23 protein-coding genes are annotated in these 22,905 nt (G+C 69.5%); 7 read left to right on the top strand and 16 right to left on the bottom strand.

All coding sequences use genetic code 11. From position 1 onward, the window contains the following. Window positions 1–48: 48 nt before the first annotated feature. The 6 genes from H4W80_RS40265 to H4W80_RS40240 all read right to left on the bottom strand — a co-directional run bounded on the left by H4W80_RS40265 (window position 49) and on the right by H4W80_RS40240 (window position 6,337). Complete coding sequence (locus H4W80_RS40265) at window positions 49–1,194, bottom strand: acetyl-CoA C-acetyltransferase (RefSeq protein WP_192789861.1); 1,146 nt, start codon at window positions 1,192–1,194, stop codon at window positions 49–51. Between the two features lie 62 nt (window positions 1,195–1,256). Next, window positions 1,257–1,916 (bottom strand): hypothetical protein, encoded by a 660-nt coding sequence (locus H4W80_RS40260; RefSeq protein ID WP_192789860.1) that lies wholly within the window; start codon window positions 1,914–1,916, stop codon window positions 1,257–1,259. Between the two features lie 27 nt (window positions 1,917–1,943). Next, entirely contained in the window at window positions 1,944–2,717 is a 774-nt protein-coding gene (locus H4W80_RS40255) for a class F sortase (protein ID WP_192789859.1), read from the bottom strand. Window positions 2,718–2,722: 5 nt separating this feature from the next. Next, complete coding sequence (locus H4W80_RS40250) at window positions 2,723–4,030, bottom strand: hypothetical protein (RefSeq protein WP_192789858.1); 1,308 nt, start codon at window positions 4,028–4,030, stop codon at window positions 2,723–2,725. 124 nt (window positions 4,031–4,154) lie between these two features. Beyond that, a complete protein-coding gene (locus H4W80_RS40245; RefSeq protein ID WP_192789857.1) occupies window positions 4,155–4,931 on the bottom strand; it encodes a class F sortase in 777 nt (258 codons plus the stop codon). Next, window positions 4,931–6,337 carry a hypothetical protein gene (locus H4W80_RS40240; RefSeq protein ID WP_192789856.1) on the bottom strand — a complete coding sequence of 469 codons (1,407 nt, stop codon included), beginning with the start codon at window positions 6,335–6,337 and terminating at the stop codon, window positions 4,931–4,933. The genes H4W80_RS40245 and H4W80_RS40240 overlap by 1 nt, the downstream gene beginning before the upstream one ends. Window positions 6,338–6,516: 179 nt before the next feature. On the opposite strand from H4W80_RS40240, the gene H4W80_RS40235 reads away from it, so the two are divergent. Further along, a complete protein-coding gene (locus tag H4W80_RS40235) occupies window positions 6,517–7,662 on the top strand; it encodes an acyl-CoA dehydrogenase family protein (protein ID WP_192789855.1) in 1,146 nt (381 codons plus the stop codon). A 55-nt stretch (window positions 7,663–7,717) separates the two neighbouring features. Beyond that, window positions 7,718–7,879 (top strand): hypothetical protein, encoded by a 162-nt coding sequence (locus tag H4W80_RS40230; protein ID WP_185070534.1) that lies wholly within the window; start codon window positions 7,718–7,720, stop codon window positions 7,877–7,879. Here the strand turns inward: H4W80_RS40230 and H4W80_RS40225 are convergent. Further along, entirely contained in the window at window positions 7,876–8,304 is a 429-nt protein-coding gene (locus tag H4W80_RS40225) for a MarR family winged helix-turn-helix transcriptional regulator (protein ID WP_192789854.1), read from the bottom strand. The two genes, H4W80_RS40230 and H4W80_RS40225, sit on opposite strands and share 4 nt — an antisense overlap. 20 nt (window positions 8,305–8,324) lie before the next feature. Between H4W80_RS40225 and H4W80_RS40220 the strand changes: the two genes are divergently transcribed. Beyond that, complete coding sequence (locus H4W80_RS40220) at window positions 8,325–8,675, top strand: helix-turn-helix domain-containing protein (RefSeq protein WP_192789853.1); 351 nt, start codon at window positions 8,325–8,327, stop codon at window positions 8,673–8,675. Here H4W80_RS40220 and H4W80_RS40215 read toward each other — a convergent pair. From H4W80_RS40215 to H4W80_RS40205, 3 genes are all read right to left on the bottom strand, one after another. Beyond that, entirely contained in the window at window positions 8,665–9,444 is a 780-nt protein-coding gene (locus H4W80_RS40215; protein ID WP_192789852.1) for an alpha/beta fold hydrolase, read from the bottom strand. The two genes, H4W80_RS40220 and H4W80_RS40215, sit on opposite strands and share 11 nt — an antisense overlap. A gap of 16 nt (window positions 9,445–9,460) precedes the next feature. Beyond that, window positions 9,461–11,683 (bottom strand): ATP-binding SpoIIE family protein phosphatase, encoded by a 2,223-nt coding sequence (locus tag H4W80_RS40210; protein ID WP_192789851.1) that lies wholly within the window; start codon window positions 11,681–11,683, stop codon window positions 9,461–9,463. A 123-nt stretch (window positions 11,684–11,806) separates the two neighbouring features. Further along, entirely contained in the window at window positions 11,807–12,511 is a 705-nt protein-coding gene (locus H4W80_RS40205) for an iron-dependent transcriptional repressor DtxR (protein ID WP_185070520.1), read from the bottom strand. A 102-nt stretch (window positions 12,512–12,613) separates the two neighbouring features. Between H4W80_RS40205 and H4W80_RS40200 the strand changes: the two genes are divergently transcribed. Beyond that, complete coding sequence (locus H4W80_RS40200; RefSeq protein WP_192789850.1) at window positions 12,614–13,231, top strand: UdgX family uracil-DNA binding protein; 618 nt, start codon at window positions 12,614–12,616, stop codon at window positions 13,229–13,231. Window positions 13,232–13,241: 10 nt separating this feature from the next. On the opposite strand, the gene H4W80_RS40195 is transcribed toward H4W80_RS40200, so the two are convergent. Beyond that, window positions 13,242–14,477: an MFS transporter gene (locus tag H4W80_RS40195; protein ID WP_192789849.1), complete on the bottom strand. Its 1,236-nt coding sequence runs from the start codon at window positions 14,475–14,477 to the stop codon at window positions 13,242–13,244. A gap of 10 nt (window positions 14,478–14,487) precedes the next feature. Continuing rightward, entirely contained in the window at window positions 14,488–15,141 is a 654-nt protein-coding gene (gene pdxH / locus H4W80_RS40190) for a pyridoxamine 5'-phosphate oxidase (protein WP_192789848.1), read from the bottom strand. A gap of 179 nt (window positions 15,142–15,320) precedes the next feature. Between pdxH and H4W80_RS40185 the strand changes: the two genes are divergently transcribed. After that, window positions 15,321–16,427, top strand: coding sequence for a citrate synthase 2 (locus H4W80_RS40185; RefSeq protein WP_192789847.1), 1,107 nt, complete (start codon window positions 15,321–15,323; stop codon window positions 16,425–16,427). A 19-nt stretch (window positions 16,428–16,446) separates the two neighbouring features. Here H4W80_RS40185 and H4W80_RS40180 read toward each other — a convergent pair whose 3' ends face one another. Beyond that, window positions 16,447–19,032, bottom strand: a complete 2,586-nt coding sequence (locus tag H4W80_RS40180; protein ID WP_192789846.1) for an ABC transporter substrate-binding protein — start codon at window positions 19,030–19,032, stop codon at window positions 16,447–16,449. A 144-nt stretch (window positions 19,033–19,176) separates the two neighbouring features. On the opposite strand from H4W80_RS40180, the gene serC reads away from it, so the two are divergent. Further along, window positions 19,177–20,286, top strand: coding sequence for a phosphoserine transaminase (serC, locus tag H4W80_RS40175; RefSeq protein WP_192789845.1), 1,110 nt, complete (start codon window positions 19,177–19,179; stop codon window positions 20,284–20,286). Here the strand turns inward: serC and H4W80_RS40170 are convergent. After that, entirely contained in the window at window positions 20,265–20,633 is a 369-nt protein-coding gene (locus tag H4W80_RS40170; RefSeq protein ID WP_192789844.1) for a BlaI/MecI/CopY family transcriptional regulator, read from the bottom strand. The genes serC and H4W80_RS40170 overlap by 22 nt on opposite strands. Before the next feature lie 99 nt (window positions 20,634–20,732). Between H4W80_RS40170 and H4W80_RS40165 the strand changes: the two genes are divergently transcribed. Further along, window positions 20,733–21,257 carry a TIGR00645 family protein gene (locus H4W80_RS40165; protein ID WP_192789843.1) on the top strand — a complete coding sequence of 175 codons (525 nt, stop codon included), beginning with the start codon at window positions 20,733–20,735 and terminating at the stop codon, window positions 21,255–21,257. A gap of 3 nt (window positions 21,258–21,260) precedes the next feature. On the opposite strand, the gene H4W80_RS40160 is transcribed toward H4W80_RS40165, so the two are convergent. Both H4W80_RS40160 and H4W80_RS40155 read right to left on the bottom strand, forming a co-directional pair. Next, window positions 21,261–21,884, bottom strand: a complete 624-nt coding sequence (locus tag H4W80_RS40160; RefSeq protein ID WP_192789842.1) for a rhomboid family intramembrane serine protease — start codon at window positions 21,882–21,884, stop codon at window positions 21,261–21,263. A 256-nt stretch (window positions 21,885–22,140) separates the two neighbouring features. Next, on the bottom strand, window positions 22,141–22,905 hold the full coding sequence (locus H4W80_RS40155; protein ID WP_192789841.1) for a crotonase/enoyl-CoA hydratase family protein: 765 nt from the start codon (window positions 22,903–22,905) through the stop codon (window positions 22,141–22,143).

The raw sequence follows: 22,905 nt of genomic DNA, 5'->3' as shown, positions 1-22,905 counted from the left end.
GTACGCCAGGAGGCGGCGCTCGCGCTTTTCATGCCTTTCAGAGGCTTTTTAGAGGCGCTCGATGATGGTCACGTTGGCCTGGCCGCCGCCCTCGCACATCGTCTGCAGCCCGTACCGGCCGCCCGTGCGCTCGAGCTCGTGCAGGAGCTTGGTCATCAGGATCGCGCCCGTGCCGCCGAGCGGGTGGCCGAGCGCGATGGCGCCGCCGTTCGGGTTGACCTTGACCGGGTCGGCGCCGAGCTCGTGCGTCCAGGCCAGCGGCACCGGCGCGAACGCCTCGTTGATCTCCACCACGTCGATGTCGTCGATCGACATGCCGGCCTTCTCCAGCGCCCGCCGCGTGGCGGGGATCGGCGCGGTCAGCATGTAGACCGGGTCGTCGCCCATGAGGGCGAGCTGGTGGATGCGGGCCCGCGGCGTCAGGCCGTGGTCCCTGACCGCCTGCTCCGAGGCGATCAGCACCGCGCCGGAGCCGTCGGAGATCTGCGAGGAGGTGGCGGCGGTGATCTGGCCGCCCTCCTTCAGGGTCTTGAGCGTGGCCATCTTCTCCAGGGTCGTGTCGGCCCGCGGCCCCTCGTCGTCCTCGACGCCGTTGACGGGGGCGATCTGGTCCTTGAAGTAGCCGTTGGCGATGGCCTTGGCGGCGCGCTGGTGGGACTCGAGCGCGAACCGCTCCAGCGTCTCCCGCGTGTAGCCCCACTTCTCGCACATCAGCTCCGCGCCGCGGAACTGCGAGATCTCCTGCTTGCCGTACCGTTCGACCCACTTCTCGCCGAACGGGAAGGGCATGCCCTTCTCCAGCGCGGCCGTGATCGACGAGCCCATCGGCACGATGCTCATCGACTCCACGCCGCCGGCCACGACCAGGTCCTGGGTGCCGGACATCACGCCCTGGGCGGCGAAGTGGATCGACTGCTGCGAGGAGCCGCACTGCCGGTCGATCGTGACACCGGCGGTGGTCTCCGGCAGGCCCGCCGACAGCCAGGCGTTCCGCGCGATGTCCATGCTCTGGGGGCCGAACTGCATGACGCACCCCATGATGACGTCCTCGACCGCCGCGGGGTCGACACCCGTGCGGTCGATCAGCGCCTTCAGCGTGTGCGCGGCCAGGTCAGTGGGGTGGACGGTGGAAAGGCCGCCCTTCTTCTTGCCGACCGGGGTGCGGACCGCCCCGACGATGTACGCCTCTGCCACAGTGCCTCCTGGAAACCGAGCATTATTCGGTTACTAGGGGCAGACTACAACAGAATGAGGTTCTACTCACGCGTGGGCGGGACCAGCTCCTCCGCCGCGTCGATCCGGAACCGCCAGCGGTCCACGACCAGCCCGTTCAGCGCCTCGGCCAGCTCCAGGGCGAGCGCGCCCAGCTTGGCGGGCTCGTCGCCGCGCAACTCGATCGCGGTCAGCTCGACGGCGAAGGGCAGGAGCTCCTGCACGGCGGGCGGCTGCCCCTTCTCCGGGACGAGCACGGCCCTGATGTCACCGGCCCTGAACGCGAACTCGTCCTCCTCGTCCTGCTCCAGCAGCGGCGCCAGCTCCTCGGCGGTCGGCCGCGTGGGAAGGATGACGGCCGGCCCGCTCTCCTCCTCGTCGGCCGGGTCGCTCACCTCGCCCCGGCACACCGCCAGCCCCTTGAGCCGGAAGGCCAGGCCCTCGGCGAGATAGCGGTCGAAGAAGTTCAGCGGCAGCGGCCCCTCGGCGGCCACCCTGACCGCCCACACCTTCTCCAGCTCGCCACCGGTCAGCTCGGGCTCGGCCTCCACGGGCGCGTACACCCGCACGTCGGTGGCCACGATGTCGTCGCCGTCCTTCTTCGCCCCGGGGTCGGCGAGCCGCACGATGCGCAGCAGCTCGGCCGGATCCGGCTTGGCGGGCAGGGCCGCCGTCGGGCCGGTACGCAGTCTCCGCTTGGCCATCCAGCCCATAGCCCGCCTCCGCGCTTGTCAGCTTCGATAGGAGCTCGTCATCGTCGCATAGACGATGACGTTGTCGTCATAGTGGCCGATCGTGCGATCGTAGGCCCCACCGCAGGTGATCAGGTGCAGTTGAGCGTTCTCCTGCGGCCCGTAGACGCGCTGGGTCGGGAACGTCTTCTTGCTCGCCTGCTCGATGCCGCCCACGGTGAACACCGCGGTCGTCTTGTCCTGGCGCTGGATCTCGATGGTGTCGCCGTTCTTGAGCTCGGGCAGCCTGCTGAACACGGCGCTGCGCGTCCTGGTGTCCTTGTGCCCGAGGATCACGGCCGGCCCCGCCTCACCCGGGGTGGACATGTTCCGGTACCACCCGGCCAGGTTGGGGTTCTCCGACGGGGGCACCTCGATCGTCCCGTCCTTCCTCAGCCCGACGGACATGATCGGCGCGTTGATCCCGAGCCTCTTGATCACGATCCGCTTGGGCGTGGACGGCAGCATGGGGGGCGCGGGGTTGATCTGCGGCAGCGGCGGCGGCACGTCGGGGGCCGCCTGGAAGAGCGCCTGCTCGGGCTGCCCGGTGGCCTTCCCGTCCGGCTGCGCCTGCAGCTTCAGGGTCTCCCGGTTGCTGCTCGCGAGGCCGTACTCCTGGGGGGAGTTCAACACGATCAGCAGCCCGGCCACGACGGTGACGACGCCGGCGATGGCCGCCCCGATGAGCACGGTCCTGAGCGCCGCACTCCCCCTGTCCGCGGGCGGCGGCACCTGCCCGCCACCGCCGCCGCCGTACGGATAGTGCCCCGACATGCCCGTCAGCCCCTGGTGGCGTTACGGCGCCGCATGACCAGCCCGCCGACGGCCGCCGCGCCCACCAGCGCGGTGCCGGTCAGGATGAACATCCGCCCGTCGGGCCCCGCCTCACCGCCACCACCGGTGTCGGCCCCGGCCTTGGGGGTCTTCGACTTCTTGGTGGAGGGGGTGACCGTCACTGTCGCGGTGCTGGTCTTGGTGGGCTTGGGGCTGGAGGTCGTGTTGGTCGGGGTGGGGGAGGTGGTCGGGGTGCCGGTCGAGGAGCCCACCTGGAAGGTGTACGTCTTGAGGCCCGTCGTGGGGGCCAGGCACTTGATCGCAGGCGAGGACGCCGAGGTGCCGAAGGCCAGGTCGCCGGCGGTCAGCGTCACGGTGCCCGTGGTGGTGGGCTTGATCTTGACGGTGACGCTGGTGGGAAGCGTGATGGCCTGGCCGATGGTGACCGTGCCCAGCGTCGCCTCCCCGGTGGCGGTGGCGGGGGCTCCCGCGCCGGTCGCCTTGACGGTGACGAACATCTTGGGGCTGGTGGTGGGGAAGCCGGTGGGGGCCTTCAGCGTTTGGCCGGTGGACTGGATGACTCCGGCCCAGGTGATCGAGGCGTCGGCGTTGGCCGTGGCGCTGGTGGGCGGCGTCATGGTGACCTTGATGTCGACGTCGGCCGGGTAGTCGGCGTCGCCGCCGCCGCTGGCGACGTCGCAGTCATACTCGACGACGTCATCGGTCCCGCCACCTCCACCACCGGTCTGGACAGGGACCGAGATGCTGGTGGGCGTCGCCGACACATAGGTGCAGGTGGTTGCCTCGCCGGCCACGGTGATGGTCAGCACAGTCGTGCTGGCGGTCGTCACCGGAGCCAGGACCAGATTGCCGCCAGTGGTGGCAGTCACGTTGACCGAGCCCGTCATCTCCGGCGGCGTATACGTCTGGCCGGTCGTTACTGCGGTGGTCACCGTGCCGCTGCCGCTGCCCTTCAGCGGTGTCGGCGTGCCTCCCGTCACCGTGAGGTCGCCACCGCTGGTCGTGACCGACGCCTGGGCGGCAATCGCCTTCGTCGCCGTGATCGGGGGGAAGGTCCACTTGATCGACGCCGCTTTGGAGGGCTCGACCGAGGTGGGCGCGGTGACCGTAACTTGCACCGACTCGGCGGCCAGGTAGCCGCCGGTGCACTTGTATGTAACTTTCAGCGGGTCGACGGCGGCGGCCTGGGCCGGGGACGACAGGGCTAACACCGAACCGACAAAGAGGACCAGCGTGCTCACGAGCCCCAGGGCCGACGTCTTATGGGCGAGGCGGCGCCACGCCTGGGACATAAGCACGGGTCCATCTCCGTTCAAGCCAAGTTTCAACAGTCGTGCCAGAATTCCAGCCGTTGGTCACGGTTAGGTTGAGATCCTACGAACTCACCCTGTCAAGTTCCCGTAAACCGCCAAAACCCTAGCCCTTCTTCTTGGACAACGTGGCGTAAACGACGATGTTGTCCGTGTAGCTGTGCGCCGTCTTGTTGAAGACCCCGCCGCACGTGACCAGCCGCAACTGGGCGTTGGTCGTGTTCCCGTACACCCTCGACGTCGGGAACGACGACTTGCTCGCCTGCTCGATCCCGCTCACCGTGAACCGCGTGACCTTGCCGTCCGACCGGTACACGTAGATCTGGTCGCCCTTGGCCAGCTCCCGGAGGCGGTCGAAGACGGCCGGGCCCTTGCGGGTGCTCACGTGGCCGTTGATGACCGAGGGGCCGAGCTCGCCGGGCACTGGGGAGCCCTTGTACCAGCCCGTCTGGTTGGGCCTGGTCAGGGGCGGGGTGCCGAGCTTGCCCTTGCTGTCCACGGTGACGGCCCCGATGGGCGCGTTCACCTTGAGCTTGGGGATCTTGATGCGGGTGGGCCTGGGCCGGGTGGACTTGGCCTTGGCCGAGGGGATCGGGGACACGACCGGGACCGCCGGGAGCGGAGGCGGCGCGTCCAGGCGGGCCGGGGTCAGGGGGACGCCCTTGCCGCCGGGGCCCACGGTGGGCGGGAGCACGAACGCGCCCGCGTTCGCCACCTCCATCTGCGTGGGCGTGTCCTGGGCCGCCGCCAGCGAGCCCGAGGCGTCCTCCGTGGTGGTGGGCCACAGCGAGAGCATGCCCACCATGACCAGGCCGACGCCGCCCAGCGAGCCGGCGATCAGCAGTCCGGGCAGCGCCCGCTGCATTGGTGTCTGGTCGGTCATCAGTGCGCTCCTCCCGCGTGCGCGGCCCTGCGCCGGCGCAGCAGCAATCCGCCGCCCGCGCCGCCGATCACCAGCGCGGCCATCAGCCCGTACGGTCTGTCCTCGCGATCCGGCGCCTCACCGCTGTCCACGCCGCCCTTGGGGGTGTTGGCGACCTGAGCCCGGTAGTACTTGGTCGCGGTCGGCCCGGTGGCCTTGGGCGTGGCCGTGGCCGAGCTGGTGCCGGTGGCACTGGGGACCACGATCACCCGCCCGAGGCCGATGTCGGTGGTCCGGTTGTTCGGGGTGGTGTGGGTCCCGGTGGGCGTCGGGTTGGTCGGGTTGGTCGTCGGGCTGACGGTGGGGCTGACAGTCGGGCTGACGGTGGGGCTCGGCGACTGCGTGACGGTGGGGCCCGACTTGTCCCGTACGGTCACCACGACCGACACCGGCGAGCTGGCCAGATTGCACTTCGCGCCGTGGTAGCCGGTGGGGGTCTTGGACGTGTTGGTGGTCACGCGGAAGGCGTCCAGCCAGGCCAGCTTGTTCGAGGCGTTCTCGATCTTGATCTTGTGCTGGCCGTACGTCAGCGGCGCGGACGTCCACAGCGTCTGCCCGCCGTCCATGTCGTCGTTGACCGGCACGTCGTCGTCGGAGCGGGAGGGGTCGACCCTGGCCCGCTTCACGCCGTCGATGTAGATGTCGACCGGCCCCGCGTCCTTGTCGGTCGGCCCGATGTACTCCACCCCGGTCCCGATGAAGGTCAGCTCGGCGGAGGCGTTGATCTGGTCGGTCTGGTGCAGGTCGTTGTGCACGTGGTTCTCGGAGCCGGGGCGGTCGTCCAGCGAGATCCAGCTGCCGCTGTAGACGATCCCCATGTCGGAGGGGTTGTCGGCGTCGTCGCCGTCGTTGACCACCACGCTGCCGTCCGGCGGGGTGAAGTCCAGCTCGATGTCCTTGGGCGTGACCGTGATGGTGCCCGGCTTGTCGGTCAGGCCGGGGTCGTTCATGGTCGCGGGGAGGGACAGGTGGCTGTCGGGGCGCAGCGCCTTCTCGGGGTCGGCGCTGCCCCTGGGCTGCAGGATGCCCTGCCAGCTGCTGGTGAGCTGCACGTTGCCGGTGCCGTGCACCTGGCCACCGGGGGGGAAGTAGCCGGGCGACTGCAACCGGCTGTCGTTGGCGTAGTGCAGCTTCCAGGTGAAGTTGAGCGGGTCTCCGACGACCAGGTCCGTCGCGAAGGTGAGGTTGGTCTTCAGCCGGACGGGACCGTGCCTGACGATGCTGTTGGGGCCGGACGCCACGCAGTCGTACTCGACGACGAGGTCGGCCGGCGCGGCGGCTGCCGGCGTACCCGGCAACACCACGATTGCTAAAGCCGCCACCGATCCGACCGATGCGGCGATCAACGCCTTGCGCCACCGACTCACGGGAGACTCCGATCACGCCACAAATAGACCGAGGGTAGATCTTAGAGTCGAAAACACCCCCAACACATGCCGATTGCCGCAACGTCCGGCACTTGTGATGAACCCGTGTCCACAGGTATCCGCCGCACCGGGAAAGCGGGTATACCTGCCAGTAACAGAACTCTATTCGGGAGGACCCTATGCGGCGAGACCTCTTCGACGAGGAGCACCTGCTCTTCCGCGAGACCGTGCGCGAGTTCATGGCCCGCGAGGTCGTGCCGCACCACGCCCAGTGGGAGAAGGACGGCATCGTCCCGCGCGAGGTCTGGAAGAAGGCGGGAGAGGTCGGGATGTTCGGGTTCTCGGTGCCCGAGGAGTACGGCGGGGCCGGGGTCAAGGACTTCCGGTACAACGCCGTGATCGTCGAGGAGATCATCCGGCACGGCGCCTCCGGGCTGGGGTTCTCGTTGCACAACGACGTCATGGCGCCGTACCTGGTGGATCTGACGGACGACGAGCAGAAGCAGCGGTGGCTGCCGGGCTTCGCGAGCGGGGAGCTGATCAGCGCCATCGCGATGAGCGAGCCGGGGGCCGGCAGCGATCTACAGGGGATCAGGACCACGGCCCTGCGCGAGGGTGACCACTACCTGGTCAACGGGCAGAAGACGTTCATCACTAACGGCATCAACGCCGACCTGGTCGTGGTCGTGGCCAAGACCGACCCCGACGCGGGCGCCCGCGGGACCACGCTGATCGTGGTCGAGCGCGGCATGGACGGGTTCGAGCGGGGGCGCAATCTCGAGAAGATCGGGATGAAGGCCCAGGACACGGCCGAACTGTTCTTCGAGAACGTCCGCGTGCCCGTCGCCAACCGCCTGGGCCCGCGCGACGGCGAGGGCTTCTTCCAGCTCATGAACAACCTCCCGCAGGAGCGCCTGTCGATCGCCGTGGGGGCGGTGGCGGCGGCGGAGGCCGTGCTGGAGGAGACCATCGAGTACTGCAGGACCCGGCAGGCCTTCGGGCGGAACATCGGCTCGTTCCAGAACACCCGGTTCGTGCTGGCGGAGCTGGCCACCGAGACCGAGATCGCCCGCCACTACGTGGACAAGTGCATCCTGGCGCTCAACGCCGGGCAGCTCGACGCGGTGGACGCGGCCAAGGCCAAGTGGTGGACCACCGAGCTGCAGACCAAGGTCATCGACCGCTGCCTCCAGCTCCACGGCGGGTACGGCTACATGATGGAGTACCCGGTCGCCAAGGCGTGGCTCGACAGCCGGGTGCAGACGATCTACGGCGGCACCACCGAGATCATGAAGGAGATCATCGGCCGGTCCTTCGGATTCTGACCGCGCGAGGACTGTGGCCGCGCGGGAAGGCGGTCCGCGCCCCATACTGGACAGCATGGACGGCGGCCTGATCCTCCTGGCTTTCCTGGCGTTGCTGTTCGCCTGGGGCCTCAACCGCGTGCGCCGGGCGATCCGTCTGGGGCCGGTGGGCTACGGCGGCGTGATGATCGTGTTCATCATCGTCATGCTCCTCCTCTGGGGCCAGACCAAGACCTAACCGGGCAGACCCTCGACGAAGCGGGTGAGCAGCCGGGCGAACTCCGCCCGGTCCTGCTCCGGCCACTCCTCCATGACCGCCGCGAACGCCGCCTGCCTGGCCCGATGGGCCTGCTCCAGCGCCGCCTGCCCGGCCTCGGTCAGCACCAGCCACGACTTGCGCCCGTCGGCCTGATCGGCCTCCCGCCTGACGAGGCCCGCCGTCACGGCCGCCGCCACCAGCCGGCTGGCCCTCGGCTGATCGACGCTGAGCGCCTGCGCGACCGTGGACACGGTCACGGACCCGTCGCCGCCCTCGATGACGTCGAGCACCTCGTACTCCGGCCCCACGGCGCCGTGCTGCCGCGCCAGTGCCCGCCGGCTCTGCCGCCGCCTGATCGCGACCATCGCGCGCTCGACCGCGGCAATATACTTGTCTTCGTACATGTTGTTGTTATCCTACATTCATGGACAAACCCATCGGCCACTGGCTGAAGCAGCTCGACAACCTGCTGGAGGACGCCATGGACCAGGCGCTCCAGACCACCACCCGCCGGGAGTGGCAGGTGCTCAACCGGGCGGCCCAGGAAAGCACGGACGCCATGCCGTTCACCGGCGTGGACGAGGCCGTGGAGCGGCTCACCGCCAAGGGCTGGCTGGCCGACGGCGAGCTCACCGACGCGGGCAGGGCCGCGCACGGCGAGATCTCCGAGAAGGTCGGTCAGTTCAGGCAACAGGTACTCGAAGGCGTGAGCTCGCAGGAGTACCTGGCCACTGTCGACGTGCTCCGCCGCATGTCCGCGAATCTCACGAAATAGCGCTGGCTTCCATGATGACGCGGGCGACGAGATCGGGGTCGTCGCTCATCGGCACGTGACCGCAACCCTTCAACAGCTTGACCCGCTGCCCCGACCAGCGGGCCGCGCGCACGGCCTGGCGGCGCAGCAGGAGCCGGTCGTGCTCGCCCCACGCGATCGTGATGGGCGACTTCGGCGGGGCGGGCGGCATCAGGCCGGCGAACGACTCCAGCGTCTCGTCGAAGCCGTTCGCCCAGGCCAGCGCCTGCGTGGCCGCGACCTGCGCGGTGGCGGAGAGCCTGGAGGGGTGGGCGACCAGGATCCCGGTCGAGACGGCCCGCAGCAGCGGGTGCTCGGCGGCCCTGGCGGCATGCCTGGAGGGGATCGACCGGGCCGAGGCACGCAGGGCGCGCAGCACGGACTGGCAGTAGAGCAGCTCGGGCCGGGACCAGAAGCCGACCGGCGACAGCGCGGTGGCCGAGCGTACGACGCCGCGCGAGGCCAGCTCCAGCGCGATGTAGCCGCCGAGCGAGTTGCCCGCCACGTGCGGCTCGCGCACGCCGAGCACCGCGCAGAACGACTCGACCGCGTCGGCCAGCGACTCCGCGGTGTAGGTGACGCCGTCGGGCAGGCCCGGGGATCTGCCGAAGCCGGGCAGGTCGAGCGCGATCACCGTACGCGCGGCCGCCAGGCGGTCCAGCACCGGCAACCACGCCTGCCAGTGATGGCCGATCCCGTGGATGAGGATCAGCGGCGCGCCGGTGCCCCGTCGTTCGAAGGCCAGCTCCATATGGCCAGCTAACCACTCACCTGCCGCGAGTGGGAATCTCGAACCAGACGGCTTTGCCTTCCCTGGTAGGACGCGATCCCCAGCGCCTGGCCAGCTGGTCGACGAGGTAGAGGCCGCGCCCGCCCTCGTCGTTCTCCCCCGCGCTGCGGATGCGCGGCAGGCGCAGGTCCTGGTCGAAGACCTCGACCCAGACCGCCTCCTCGCCCCTGCGCAGCCTCAGCGTGAACTCCTTGTCGCCGACCACCTCGTCCTCGAAGCCCGGCATGTCCCAGGACTCGTCGAACGGCAGCGGCGGCCCCTCCACGACCAGCTCCCTGCGGGGCACGGTGGCGGTGGCGGCGTGGAGCACGACGTTGGTCACGACCTCGGAGACGAGCAGGCAGGCCAGCTCGGCCCGCTCCTCGGGCACGTTCCAGCTCGAGAACGCCTCCGACGCCATGCGGCGCGCCTCGCCCACCATGATCGGCTGGGCGGGGAAGGTGCGCTCCTCGACGTCGAGGTCGACGTCGCTGGAGCGGACGACCAGGATCGCCATGTCGTCGTCGATCTCGCCGGGCACGGCCACCGTGGCGGCGTCGGCGATGCGCTCGACTTCGGCGCCGGACATCTTTGCGAGCTTGTCGCAGAGCACGCCGAGCGTCTCTTCCTCGCTCGGCACCTGGCTGTCGCGGGCCGGGCGGCGATCGACCAGGCCGTCGGTGTAGAGCAGCAGCGCCGCGCCCGGCGGCAGCGTGCGCGTCTCCTCCTTGTAGACCAGGTCGGCGTGCAGGCCCTTGGCGTGGACGCCGAGCGGCTGGCCGACCTCCTCGATGTCGAGCTCCACGCACTGGCCGTCGACCAGCAGCAGCGGCGGCGCGTGGCCCGCGTTGGCGAAGGACAGCTGGCGCGACCAGGCGTCGTAGACCAGATATTGGCAGGTCACGATGGGCGGGATGCTGACCTCGGTGCCGTTGTCGTCGTGCTCGGGGGTGGCGATGATGCGGGTCCACTCGTCGAGCCTGGCCAGGATGTCGGCCGGCGACTTGTCGTCCTGAGCGAAGGCCCGCAGCGCGGCCCTGAGCTGGCCCATGATGGCCGCCGCCTTGGCGCCCCGGCCCTCGACGTCGCCGATCACGATGCCGACGCGGCCGGCCGAGAGCGGGATCACGTCGTACCAGTCGCCGCCGACCTGGGTCTGGATGCCCTGGCCGTGGGAGGCGAGCGGGGCCGCCGGGTAGTAGCGCACCGCGATCTGCAGCCCGTCGAGCTGCGGCAGCGCCCGGGGCAGCAGGTATTTCTGGAACGACTCCGCCGTGTGGCGCTCCTCCTCGAACAGCAGCGCGTTGTCGATGGCGAGCGCGACCCGGGTGGCGATGGCGCCGACGAAGTCGCGGTCGAAGGCGTCGTAGTGGGGGCTGCGCCGGTCGGTGAGGTTGGACAGGCCCAGATACATCAGCCCGAGCGTCTCGCCGCGCACCAGCAGGGGGGCGACGATGGCGGAGGTCATGCCGATCTCGCCGCACAGGCGGGCGCTGCCCTCGCTGGTGGCCGGGTAGCTGCTGGTGGCGAAGCTCTCGACCAGGATCGTCTCCTGGCGGCGCAGCGCCGTGTCGGCGTAGTGACCGGAGGGATAGCGGATCTCCGCGCCCACCGGCTTCCAGGTGCCCGACGGCGGCGTCCATCCCTGGACGTGCTGGGAGACCCGGCGCACGAGCCGGTCGCCCTCCATCAGCTCGATGAAGCAGTGGTCGGCGAACTGGGGCACCAGCATCTCGGCGACCCGCTTGAGCGTCTCCTCGACGTAGAGGGAGCCCGCCAGCCGCTCGCCGATGCGCTCCAGCAGGCCGAAGCGGTCCTTCTCCCGCTCGTTGCTGCGCAGCGCCTCGCGGGCCATGATGACGATGCCCGTCACCGAGCCCGAGGAGTGGCGCAGCGGCACGGCCTGGGCGCGTACGTAGACGATGGTCCCGTCGCCGCGCCTGACGTCGAACGTGCCCTCCCACACGCCGCCCTTGAGCACGTGCTTGGCCAGCTCGACGGCCAGCGGGTGGTCCTTCTCCATGATCCCGAGGGACAGGACCGACGCGTCACGCGAAGGTGACTTGCCCTGACGGCCGAAGAGCTTCTCGGCGAAGGGGTTCCAGTAGAGGAGATTGCTGAAACGGTCGGTGACGATCACCGCCATCTCAGCGTGATCGAGCACAGATCCGGCACCAAGGTGATCAGCCGTTTCCTGTGACAGATCCCCCCATCGATTCATCCGGAGACCACTCCTTGGGGTGGCATGCACGCAAAGTGGACCACGGGCGCTCCTGCAACAGTCTTGGCCAGAGGGGAGTGGAGGGCCTCCCAGGAGGGATTCAACCAAGCCGCTGCGCGCGCGTCAGCGCTTGGAGACAAAAACGTGCGCGGCGACATCACGCGGAAGCTCCGCGGGAGTGTCGTTCGCGTCACCGTCACCTGTCACCCGCACACCGTCGTCGCTCGCCGCGAGCGTCACCTCGCGTCCGGGTTGTATCCCAACTTGCTTGAGTTTAAGCATCACAGCAGGATCGCTTTGCACTTGTTCGCTAATTCGACGCACGACGACCGGCGTGTCCCTCGGCCCCGCCAGGTCTGACATCGATGTCAGCACCCCGGCGCCGCCCTCGGGGGGCTCCTTGGCGCCCAGCTCCGCGAGCCCGGGGATGGGGTTTCCGTGCGGGCAGACGGTGGGGTTGTCGAGCAGGGTCACCAGGCGGGCCTCGACCGACTCCGACATGACGTGCTCCCAGCGGCACGCCTCGATGTGCACCTCTTCCCAGGGCAGGCCGATCACCTGGGTGAGCAGGCACTCGGCCAGCCGGTGCTTGCGCATGACCCGCGTGGCCAGCGTGCGGCCCAGGTCAGTCATGGACAGGTGGCGGTCGCCCTCGACGCGGACGAGGCCGTCACGCTCCATGCGGGCGACGGTCTGGCTCACGGTGGGGCCGCTCTGCTGCAGGCGCTCCGCGATGCGGGCGCGGAGGGGGACGATGCCCTCCTCCTCGAGCTCGTAAATCGTGCGGAGGTACATCTCCGTGGTGTCGATCAGGCCGTGTGCGGTCAAGGCAGTCCTCCCAATCAAATGTTACGCCGGTCGTGGCGGGGACTGGGCCCGTCCGCAGCGGGCACAGAAGTCACAGGAACCCTATTGGGAGAACGACCGACGATGGTTAAGGACGGAAACAAAGGAGCGGCCGAGTTCCTTCCCGACCAGCTCGATCTCGACTCGCTGCGGCGCGCGGCCGCCGGCTGCCAGGGCTGCGGGCTCTACGCGAACGCCACCCAGACCGTTTTCGGCGAGGGTCCGCAGCGGGCCAGGTTCATGCTCGTGGGAGAGGAACCCGGAGATCAGGAGGACCGGCAGGGACACCCGTTCGTGGGCCCGGCCGGCCGCATTCTGGACAAAGGATTGGAAGAGGCGGGAATCGAGCGGGAGGACGTTTACGTCACCAACGCCGTCAAGCATTTCTCCTTCGTCCTTCGCGGCAAGCGGCGGATCCACCAGAAGCCGACGGCCGGCGAGATCGACGCCTGCCATCCGTGGCTCGACGCGGAGCTGACCCTCGTGCGGCCGGAGGTGATCGTGGTGCTCGGGGCGACGGCGGCCAGGGCGCTGCTCGGCCGGGAGTTCAGGGTGACGCACTACCGGGGCGAGCCGGTGCCGCTCGGCGACGCGCTGGCCGTGGCGACCGTCCACCCGTCCGCCGTGCTGCGGGCGCCCGACAGGGACCAGGCGTACGCGGGCTTCCTGGCCGACCTGAAGGTGGCCGCCCAGGTCGTCTGACCTCTGATCTTTAACGAGCCCGGTAATTGCGGAAGGCGGGCACGGACAGGCCGACGACCAGCACCGTGACGGCACAGGCGATGCCGCCGCCCACCCAGGCCCCGCTCACCCCGAGCGTCGTCGCCATCGCGCCGGCCCGCAGCTCGCCCAGGCGCGGCCCGCCCGCCACGACCACCATGAACGCCCCCTGCAGCCGCCCCCGCATCTCGTCGGGCGCGTACAGCTGCAGGATGGACTGCCGCCACACCGACGAGATCACGTCCGCCACCCCGCCCACGGCCATGAACGCCACCACCAGCCAGAGCTCGCCCGCCAGCCCGGCGGCGGCCACGGCCAGGCCCCAGACGGCGATCACGACGACGAGCGCGACCCCCTGCCGCGAGACCCGCCCCACCCAGCCGGAGAACAGCGCCCCGGCCACCGAGCCGATGGCCATGGCGGAGGTCATCCAGCCGAGCGCGATCGTCGAGCCGCCGAACCTGTCATCGGTCAGCTCCGGGAAGAGGGCGCGCGGCAGGGCGAACACCATCGCGATGATGTCCACCACGAACGACATCAGCAGCACCGGGCTCCTGACGATGAAGCTGAGCCCTTCCAGCACCGCCCCGGCACCCGGACGTCGCACTTCGCCCAATGGGGGCAGTGAGGGCAGTCTGAGGGCCGCGTAGAGGCTCGCGGTGAAGAGCAGGGCGTCCATCGCGTACGTCGCCGCGAACCCGCCCGAGCTGAGCGCGACCGCGCCGATCATCGGGCCCACGACCGCGCCGATGCTGAAGACGAGCGAGTTGAGCGCGTTCGCGGCGGGCACCAGCTCCTTGTCCAGGATCCTGGGGATGATCGCGCCCCTGGTCGGGCTGGTGATCGCGAAGCCGGTGGCGTTCAGGGCGACCGCACCGAAGATCAGGTAGACGTTCCCCAGGCCGAGCAGCGCCTGCCCGAGGATGAGGAGCGTCGCCGACCACGCGATGAGCGAGCCGGCGATGAGCAGCTTGCGCCGGTCCACGGCGTCGGCGACCGCCCCTCCCCACAGGCCGAAGACGATCAGCGGGATCAGGTTGGCCATCCCCAGCAGCCCCACGTACAGCGAGGAGTGGGTGAGGTCCCAGACCTGCTTGCCCACGGCCACGACGGTCGCCCCGACGCCGACGTGAGAGACGGCCTGGCCGAGCCAGAGCCGCCGGTACTCGGGTACGCCAAGTGGCCGGGTGTCTACAAGATGACGCTTGACCAGTTCCGCGATCGCCACTCCATGAACATTAAGGTGCCAGCCTTTCCAGGGCCCAACCGGGTCTTGTCCGCCGATAACGGAGCCTGTCGTGCATCCGGTCGAGTTGTCCCTGCCAGAACTCCATCTCGATCGGATAGACCCGGAAACCTCCCCAGAAGTCGGGCACCGGCGGACTCTCCGGCCAGCGTTCGGCCAGCTCGGCGTAGCGCTCGTCCAGTTCCTCCCTTGACCGCACGACGGCCGACTGCCGCGACGCCCAGGCGCCGATGCGCGAGCCGTACGGGCGCGAGTTGTAGTACTCGGCCGACTCCTCGTGGGAGATCCGCGTCACGGTGCCCTCGATGCGTACCTGGCGGCGGATCGGATGCCAGGGGAACAGCAGTGACGCACGGGGGTTCTCGGCCAGGTCGCGGCCCTTGCGCGACTCGTAGTTGGTGTAGAAGACGAAGCCGCGTTCGTCATAGCCCTTCAGCAGGACCGTCCTGGCGCTCGGGCGGCCGCCGGACGAGGCGGTGGCCAGGACCATGGCGTTGGGTTCGGGCAGGCCGGACTCGAGCGCGTCCTGGAGCCAGAAGGTGAACTGCTCCATGGGGTCGGACGCGAGGTCGGATTCGAGCAGCGGCCGGCCCTCGTACGTTCGGCGTAGCCCCGCCAGCACGGGCGGGCGCGGGGTGGCATCCACGAGACGGTATTCTTGCGCGCTTGTGTGGTAGATCCCATGCAACCCCCCTCACCAGCGGGTTTGGCCTTACGGCGGGTCCCGAGACCGAGCACGACCTGGGAAGGGGTTAAATTGACCCGCCGGTATCTCGACATCAAGGCATTGCCCAAACATGGCAAGGGAAAGGGAGGCGGCCGAGTATGTCCGACTTCAAACCCGGGCTCGAAGGCGTCGTAGCTTTCGAGACCGAGATCGCGGAACCGGACAAAGAAGGGGGCGCCCTTCGATACCGGGGCGTCGACATTGAGGAACTGGTCGGCCGTGTCCCGTTCGGGGCTGTCTGGGGCCTGCTGGTCGACAACAAGTTCCAGCCGGGCCTGCCCCCGGCGGAGCCGTACCCCATCCCTGTCCACTCCGGTGACATCCGCGTAGACGTGCAGAGCGCCCTGGCCATGCTGGCTCCGGCCTACGGCTTCAAGCCCCTGCTCGACATCAGTGACGAGGAGGCCCGCGACCAGCTCGCCCGCGCCTCCGTCATGGCCCTCTCCTTCGTCGCGCAGTCCGCGCGCGGCCTCGGCCTGCCCATGGTGCCGCAGAGCCGGGTCGACGAGGCCGAGACCATCGTCGAACGTTTCATGATCCGCTGGCGCGGTGAGCCTGATCCCAAGCACGTCAAGGCCATCGACGCTTACTGGACCTCCGCCGCCGAGCACGGCATGAACGCCTCCACGTTCACCGCCCGCGTCATCGCCTCCACCGGGGCCGACGTGGCGGCCGCGCTCTCCGGCGCCGTCGGCGCCATGTCGGGCCCGCTGCACGGCGGCGCCCCGGCCCGCGTCCTGCACATGATCGAGGGCGTCGAGCAGCTCGGCGACGCCAAGAAGTACGTCCAGAGCGAGCTCGACAAGGGCAACCGGCTCATGGGCTTCGGGCACCGCGTCTACCGCGCCGAGGACCCGCGTGCCCGCGTGCTCCGCCGCACCGCCAAGGAGCTCGACGCCCCCCGCTACGAGGTCGCCGCGGCGCTGGAGCAGGCCGCGCTGGACGAGCTGCACGCCCGCAAGCCCGACCGGGTGCTGGCCACCAACGTCGAATACTGGGCGGCCGTGGTCCTGGACTTCGCCGAGGTGCCCTCCCACATGTTCACCTCGATGTTCACCTGCGCCCGCACGGCCGGCTGGGCCGCGCACGTCCTGGAGCAGAAGCTCACGGGCCGCCTCGTGCGCCCGAGCGCCAACTACGTCGGCCCCGCCTCGCGTCCCCTGAGCGACGTCCCCGGCGCCGCCGAGGTCACCGGCAAGAACTGACGGGATCGGCCCCGGAGCCTCAGCCGAACGAGCACTTCACCTCAAGTTCGGCGGTGCCCGGGGCCTTTTCGTCGACCGTGCAGCTCCCCCGCGGCACCGGACCGTTGTCGGAGGAACCCGCGGCGGGGTCCGTGGAGAACAGCCAGAGCCCCCGAGGGAGCGCGGCGTGCGACTCCGCGTCCTCCGAGAAGTAGAACTTCCCGCTCGCACCCTGGATGAGGCCGCCCACGCCGAGCCCACGCAGGTTGTACGCGACGCTCTCGGCGATGTTGACCGACTCGTCGACGTCCGAGGCCTTGATCTTGTTGATCGCCGACGTGACGGCCAGCAGCGCGTCGTAGCCCATCCACGCGTGCACGCGTGACACGCCCGTCGCCTTGACGCTCGCGATCCAGTTCTCGATCTCCGTCTGGGTACGGTTGCCGCCCTGCCCCTGTCGCATGTCGTTGAGCGCCACGAACGAGATCGCCGGCTTGTTGGTGAAGTCCTCCTTGACCAGGAGCTGCGCCAGTTTCTCGGTGACGTCGTCGCCCGCCAGGATCTGCACCTTGGCCGCGCACTGGTGCTCACGGGTGTCGGCGACGGTGTTCAGGAAGGTGGCCCGGCCGGTGTAGAGCAGCACCTCCGCGCCGTCCTGGCAGGCCAGATCGACCTTGCTGGCCAGCTCGTCCTGGTTGGCGAACGGGTACTGCCCGGCGGACGCGTACGGGCCCTTGGCCAGCCCGTCCGCGAGGTCCCTGCTGTAGAGCTCGTGGTCCTCCGCGTCACGCTCGACCAGGACGGCGACCCGCCGCGGAGCGACCGGCTTGCCTCCGGGGAGCCCGTGCGCGAGCCACAGCTCGAACGCCCGCGCCTGCGCGGAGTTGGGAGCCGCCATGCGGAAGAAGTACGGCGAGGGACGGCCGTGGTAGACCAGCGGCGTCAGGTCGGCCGAATTCGTGGTGCTGAGTATCGGGATGTGCGCGTCGCTGAGCACTCGTATGGCGTCCTGCGTCTCGGTCCTGCTCCACGCGAGCCCGATCACGCCGGCCACGTCCGGGTCGCCGGCGGCGCGCTGCCTGATCATCCTGGCGGCGAACTCGGCGTGCCGGAAGTACTGCCCGCTGTTGGCCAGCTCCACCTTGATCTGCCAGCTGCCGAGCCGGTTGTAGGCCCCCTGGCGGGCCGCGATGCCGGACAGTTCGCCGGCCGAGCCGCCCGTCTGGTCGTCGCCCGGGTGCGACGTGGTGAGCACGCCGAGATAGAAGACCGTGATGACCCGCTGTCTCGTGTCGATGGCCTCGTTCTGCTGCTTGATCCGCTCGAGGATGGGCATGAGGGACGGGTCGGGGGCGATCTCGGCGAGGTTGTCGCTCAGGCCGACGCACTGTTGCTCGGCCCACGTCATGCCGGGGCCGCAGCCGAACCAGTTGCTGCCGTAGACGTACAGCGGCGGGGCCAGCAGCAGCGCCACCATCGCGAGCCAGTAGCCGACGGCACGGGCCTTGACCCCCCTCAGCCGCGGCTTGTAGGTGTCCGTCAGCACCAGCTTGTCGCCGGCGAGGCGCAGCCGCGGCTCCGGCCCGCGCAGCGCCACGCGCGAGCGCCAGTCCTCGACGTCCTCGCCGATGCTCCGCGGCTCCCGGTCGGCCGGCGGCGGCACCGGCTGCCCCGGGCCATCGACGATCACCAGCAGCGGCGGCACGATGTTCGTCTCGTACCGGACCTCATCGAGAACCCGCAGGAACCGCGCGTGGACCGGATCACCCTCGTCGAGCACCAGCAGCGCGTACAGCCCGCGCCCCCAGCTCGGCCACGGGATCCGCGGCCACTTGCGGTACGCCTGGCGCAGGTCCTCCAGCATCGCGTAGACCAGCAGCTTCTCGATCTCCGGCTCTGACGCGCTCATCAGCTGCAGCGCGTACCTGGGGCGGCTCTCGCCGGCGGCGCGCCGCAGGTCCTTGTACTGGTGGCGGCGGAACCACCGGGAGAAGGCCGTGCCGCGGATGAAGCGCACCGCCTGTAATGCGATCGCGCCGACGCCCAGCAGCAATGCGAGCAGGCCGGGCGCCAGCGGGATCAGGTCGGTGATCCCGGTGTCCAGCCACCAGGCGACCACAGTGGCGACCGGCACGAAGAAGACCGCGGCCCGCACGAGGAAGTCGCCCGCCGCCCACCGCTTGCGGCTGTCGGCCCGCAGGCTGGGGCGCACCCCGAACCTGGCGCTGAAGCGATGCTTGAGCTCCTCCTGCCCGGGCCGCGAGTCAGGGGATGGCGGCCACTTGACCTTCGGCCACTGCTCCGGCTTCTTGTCGCGCTGGGCCCGGGCCCACAACACGAACTCCGTCAGCGGGAAGCGTGGCGCGGGCAGCAGGGTGTTGCCGACCGTGTTGCCTCCGAGGGCGCCGTTGGCTCCGGCCAGCGCGTCCACGAGCTCGACCAGCGATTTGTTCGCGCTTTTCTCCGGCCTCGCGTACGGCAGGCGTCCCTTGAACCGCTCCGCCAGCTGCGCGGCCACACCGGCCCGCGCCCCGGTGACGACCAGCACGGGCAGCGGGAGGTCGCGCCAGAAGGGCCGCCGCAGCAGACCCTCCACCACCTCTCGCGAATCCTGTTCAGAGGGCATGGCGCCACCGTCGCTCTCACGTCACGAACATGGCAGGTCCCCGTATCTCTCCATTCTGCGGCATTGCGATCTTTTGGCTGTGGAATTCTTCTCAGATCCCGCCCCGGTCCCTTGTCAGTCCCGCGGGATCAGTACCCTGGTCAGGTGGCTGACATCGTGATTCCCGCTGACATCAAGCCCGCCGACGGCCGCTTCGGCTGCGGGCCCTCGAAGGTACGCACCGAGCAACTGGCCGCGCTCGCCGCCTCCGGCGCGAGCCTCATGGGCACCTCCCACCGCCAGAAGCCGGTCAAGAACCTGGTCGGCCGCGTACGCTCCGGGCTCGCCGACCTGTTCTCGCTGCCCGAGGGCTACCAGGTCGTGCTGGGCAACGGCGGCACCACCGCGTTCTGGGACATCGCCGCCTTCGGGCTGATCCGCGACAGGTCGCAGCACCTGTCGTTCGGCGAGTTCTCCTCGAAGTTCGCGACGGTAGCCAAGAAGGCCCCGTGGCTGGGCGAGCCGAGCGTCATCAAGTCCGAGGTCGGCACCTACCCGACGGCCGTGGCCGAGGAGGGCGTGGACGTCTACGCGCTCACCCACAACGAGACCTCGACCGGCGTCGCCATGCCCATCAAGCGCGTGGGCTCCGATGACTCGCTGGTGCTCGTGGACGCCACCTCCGGCGCCGGCGGCCTGCCCGTCGACATCGCCGAGACCGACGTCTACTACTTCGCCCCGCAGAAGAGCTTCGCCTCCGACGGCGGCCTGTGGATCGCGATCATGTCGCCGCGGGCGCTGGCCAGGGTCGAGGAGATCGCCGCGACCGGCCGTTACGTGCCGGAGTTCTTCAGCCTGCCGGTCGCGATCGACAACTCCGCGAAGGACCAGACCTACAACACCCCGGCCGTGGCCACGCTGTTCCTGCTGGCCGACCAGCTCGACTGGATGAACTCCAAGGGCGGCCTGGCCTGGACCACCGCCCGCACGGCCGAGTCCAGCCAGCGCCTCTACACGTGGGCGGAGAAGTCGGCGTTCGCCACGCCGTTCGCCGCTCCGGAGTTCCGCTCCCAGGTGGTCGGCACGATCGACTTCGCCGAGTCCGTCGACGCCGCCGCCGTGGCCAAGGTGCTGCGCGCCAACGGCATCGTCGACACCGAGCCCTACCGCAAGCTGGGCCGCAACCAGCTGCGCGTGGCGATGTTCCCGGCCATCGACCCGGCCGACATCGAGGCGCTGACGGTCTGCGTCGACTACGTGGTCGAGCGCCTCTGACGGCGTGACAGCTCTTCCATGAGGGCGAGCGCGTCCTCCTCCTCGACGCCCTGCGCGAACCTGGCCAGCACCGGCAACCTGTCGGGGCTGGCCGAGAGCGCTTCGAGCATGAGGTCGGCGACGTGCTCGTCCCTCGACTTGACCGCGGCGTAGCGGAACGCGTTGCGGTACGGCGTACGTTCGAGCAGGCCCTTCTTCACCAGCCGCTCGGCCACGGTCTGCACCGTCGTGTACGCCAGTTCGCGCTCCTCGTTGAGCCGGACCAGCAGCTCCCTGACGCGCATCGCTTTCCCGGCATCCCACAGCACGTCCATGATCGCGCGTTCCAGGGACCCCAGGTTCGCCAACTGACCCAATCCTCCCGGCTCGATTAGTAGGAAACATTGTTGCCCGAAAAAGTCAGATCCGGCCAGGGAATCTCACGCCCGAAGAGCCTCGGCTATCTGATGTTCGCCAGCCGCTGGCTCCAGGTCCCGCTCTACCTGGGCCTCATCGTGGCCCAGGCGGTGTACGTCTGGCAGTTCGCGCTGGAGCTCTGGCACCTGATCGAGACGGTGTTCCTGCACACCGCGCCGGTCACCGCGGCGACGCCGTCGCCCGAGGTCGTGGTCATGCTCACGGTCCTGGCGCTGATCGACGTGGTGATGATCTCCAACCTGCTGATCATGGTGATCATCGGCGGTTACGAGACGTTCGTCTCGCGCATCAACCTCAACGACCACCCCGACGAGCCCGAGTGGCTCTCCCACGTCAACGCGAACGTGCTGAAGGTCAAGCTGGCCACGGCCATCATCGGCATCTCCTCGGTGCACCTGCTGCAGACGTTCATCAGGGCTCAGTCGACGCCCAACGACAAGATCATGTGGCAGACGATCATGCACCTGGCCTTCGTGGCCTCGGCCATCGGCCTCGCCTACATCGACCGCCTGCTGTCCACCTCCCCGGCGGAGCACACGCGGTCACATCTCTGAGGCTCAGTACGCCGGGATCTCGCGGCGCTTGCGGCGCAGCACCCAGCCTGCCACCACGCCGCCGATGAGCCCGAACAGGTGGCCCTGCCAGGAGATGCCCTGCTGGTTGGGCAGCAGCCCCGCCAGGATCCCCCAGTACGCGAAGCCCACGCCGGCGGCGATGACGATGTCGAGCAGCCTGCGGTCGAACAGGCCGCGGGCCAGGATGTACCCGAAGTAGCCGAAGATCAGGCCGCTGGCGCCGACCGTGTAGACGTTGGGGCTGGTCAGCCAGGTGCCGAAGCCGCCGATGAGGATGATCAGCACGCTGGCCCACAGGAACTTGCGCAGGTCACGCAGGCCGGCCAGGAAGCCGAGGACCAGCAGCGGCAGCGAGTTGGCCATGAGATGGCCGAAGCCGCCGTGCAGGAACGGGGCGAACAGGATGCCGATCAGGCCGTCGGGCTCCCATCCGATGATGCCGAACTCGCGGTCGAGCCTGCCGTTCAGCACGAAGTCGAAGCCCTCGACGACCCACATCACGACCAGCATGGCGACCACGACGGCGAGCGCGCTCAGCGCACCGGACAGGAGCGCCCCGGCGCCACGCTTGGCCGACTCGAACCTGTGACCCGAATAGTCGCTCATGCGCTCTCCCGGTACGTTGCCTTCTCTTTCTTTACCGTAGCCAGGAACACTTATGCACGCGCTAAAAGCCGTCCCTGACCGCACGCAGGCATCCGCAGGAGCGGGCTGAGGTCCTTTGGGGGGAGGAATGGCAGGGCAAGCGGGCCGCCCCGGCGGCGCTTGGGGAGGGTGACGAAAAGGCGGAGCCGTGGGGTGGCTCGGGCGGGAGGGCGGTGGGGTGGGCTCTCCCGCCCGTGAGGGGCCTGGCGTCGGGCGGTTACTCGCCCGTCCAGCGAGGGGCGCGCTTCTCGGCGAAGGCGGCCGCGCCCTCCATGGCGTCCTTCGAGCCGAACACCGGCCCGACGATCGCCCCCTGCTTGGCGAACATCTCCTCCAGCGACCAGTCCTGCGACTCGATGATCACCTTCTTGGTCGCGGCGAGCGCCAGCGGCGCGTTGGCAGCGATCTTGCGAGCCAGCTCCAGCGCGCCCTCCAGCGCCCGCCCCGGCTCGGTGATCCGGTTGACCAGCCCGAGCTCGTACAGCCGCGCCGCCGGATAGTGGTCGCCGGTCAGGGCGATCTCCATGGCCACGTGGTACGGGATCCGGCGCGGCAGCCGCATGACGCCGCCCGCGCCCGCCACCAGCCCGCGCTTGGGCTCCGGCAGGCCGAACTTGGCCTCCGACGAGGCCACGATGACGTCGCACGACAGCGCCAGCTCGAACCCGCCCGCGAGCGCGTAGCCCTCCACGGCGGCCACCAGCGGCTTCTTCGGCGGCGACTCGGCGAGCCCGCCGAAGCCGCGCCCCTCGACCACCGGGAAGTCGCCGGACAGGAACCCCTTGAGGTCCATGCCCGCGGAGAAGGTGCCACCGGCACCGGTCAGGACATAGGTGGAAATGTCGGGGCGGGCGTCGAGCGCGTCCAGCGCCTCGGCGATCCCCCGCGCCACCGCCCCATTCACGGCATTCCGCGCTTTAGGGCGATTTATCGTGATTACGGCGACGTTCTCGGATTCCTCGACGAGCACTTCGTCAGACAA

Source organism: Nonomuraea angiospora (assembly GCF_014873145.1).
Taxonomy (GTDB): domain Bacteria; phylum Actinomycetota; class Actinomycetes; order Streptosporangiales; family Streptosporangiaceae; genus Nonomuraea; species Nonomuraea angiospora.
Note: the sequence above shows the minus strand (reverse complement) of the source record. Positions and strands in the feature narration are given on the sequence as shown.

What these genes read in the sequence shown, in the direction of transcription:
- H4W80_RS40260 (WP_192789860.1), bottom strand. Translation starts at nt 1,916, where the DNA reads ATGGCCAAGCGGAGACTGCGTACCGGCCCGACGGCGGCCCTGCCCGCC.
- H4W80_RS40255 (WP_192789859.1), bottom strand. Translation starts at nt 2,717, where the DNA reads ATGTCGGGGCACTATCCGTACGGCGGCGGCGGTGGCGGGCAGGTGCCG.
- H4W80_RS40250 (WP_192789858.1), bottom strand. Translation starts at nt 4,030, where the DNA reads ATGTCCCAGGCGTGGCGCCGCCTCGCCCATAAGACGTCGGCCCTGGGG.
- H4W80_RS40245 (WP_192789857.1), bottom strand. Translation starts at nt 4,931, where the DNA reads ATGACCGACCAGACACCAATGCAGCGGGCGCTGCCCGGACTGCTGATC.
- H4W80_RS40235 (WP_192789855.1), top strand. Translation starts at nt 6,517, where the DNA reads ATGCGGCGAGACCTCTTCGACGAGGAGCACCTGCTCTTCCGCGAGACC.
- H4W80_RS40230 (WP_185070534.1), top strand. Translation starts at nt 7,718, where the DNA reads ATGGACGGCGGCCTGATCCTCCTGGCTTTCCTGGCGTTGCTGTTCGCC.
- H4W80_RS40225 (WP_192789854.1), bottom strand. Translation starts at nt 8,304, where the DNA reads ATGTACGAAGACAAGTATATTGCCGCGGTCGAGCGCGCGATGGTCGCG.
- H4W80_RS40220 (WP_192789853.1), top strand. Translation starts at nt 8,325, where the DNA reads ATGGACAAACCCATCGGCCACTGGCTGAAGCAGCTCGACAACCTGCTG.
- H4W80_RS40215 (WP_192789852.1), bottom strand. Translation starts at nt 9,444, where the DNA reads ATGGAGCTGGCCTTCGAACGACGGGGCACCGGCGCGCCGCTGATCCTC.
- H4W80_RS40210 (WP_192789851.1), bottom strand. Translation starts at nt 11,683, where the DNA reads ATGAATCGATGGGGGGATCTGTCACAGGAAACGGCTGATCACCTTGGT.
- H4W80_RS40200 (WP_192789850.1), top strand. Translation starts at nt 12,614, where the DNA reads ATGGTTAAGGACGGAAACAAAGGAGCGGCCGAGTTCCTTCCCGACCAG.
- H4W80_RS40185 (WP_192789847.1), top strand. Translation starts at nt 15,321, where the DNA reads ATGTCCGACTTCAAACCCGGGCTCGAAGGCGTCGTAGCTTTCGAGACC.
- H4W80_RS40180 (WP_192789846.1), bottom strand. Translation starts at nt 19,032, where the DNA reads ATGCCCTCTGAACAGGATTCGCGAGAGGTGGTGGAGGGTCTGCTGCGG.
- H4W80_RS40165 (WP_192789843.1), top strand. Translation starts at nt 20,733, where the DNA reads ATGTTCGCCAGCCGCTGGCTCCAGGTCCCGCTCTACCTGGGCCTCATC.
- H4W80_RS40160 (WP_192789842.1), bottom strand. Translation starts at nt 21,884, where the DNA reads ATGAGCGACTATTCGGGTCACAGGTTCGAGTCGGCCAAGCGTGGCGCC.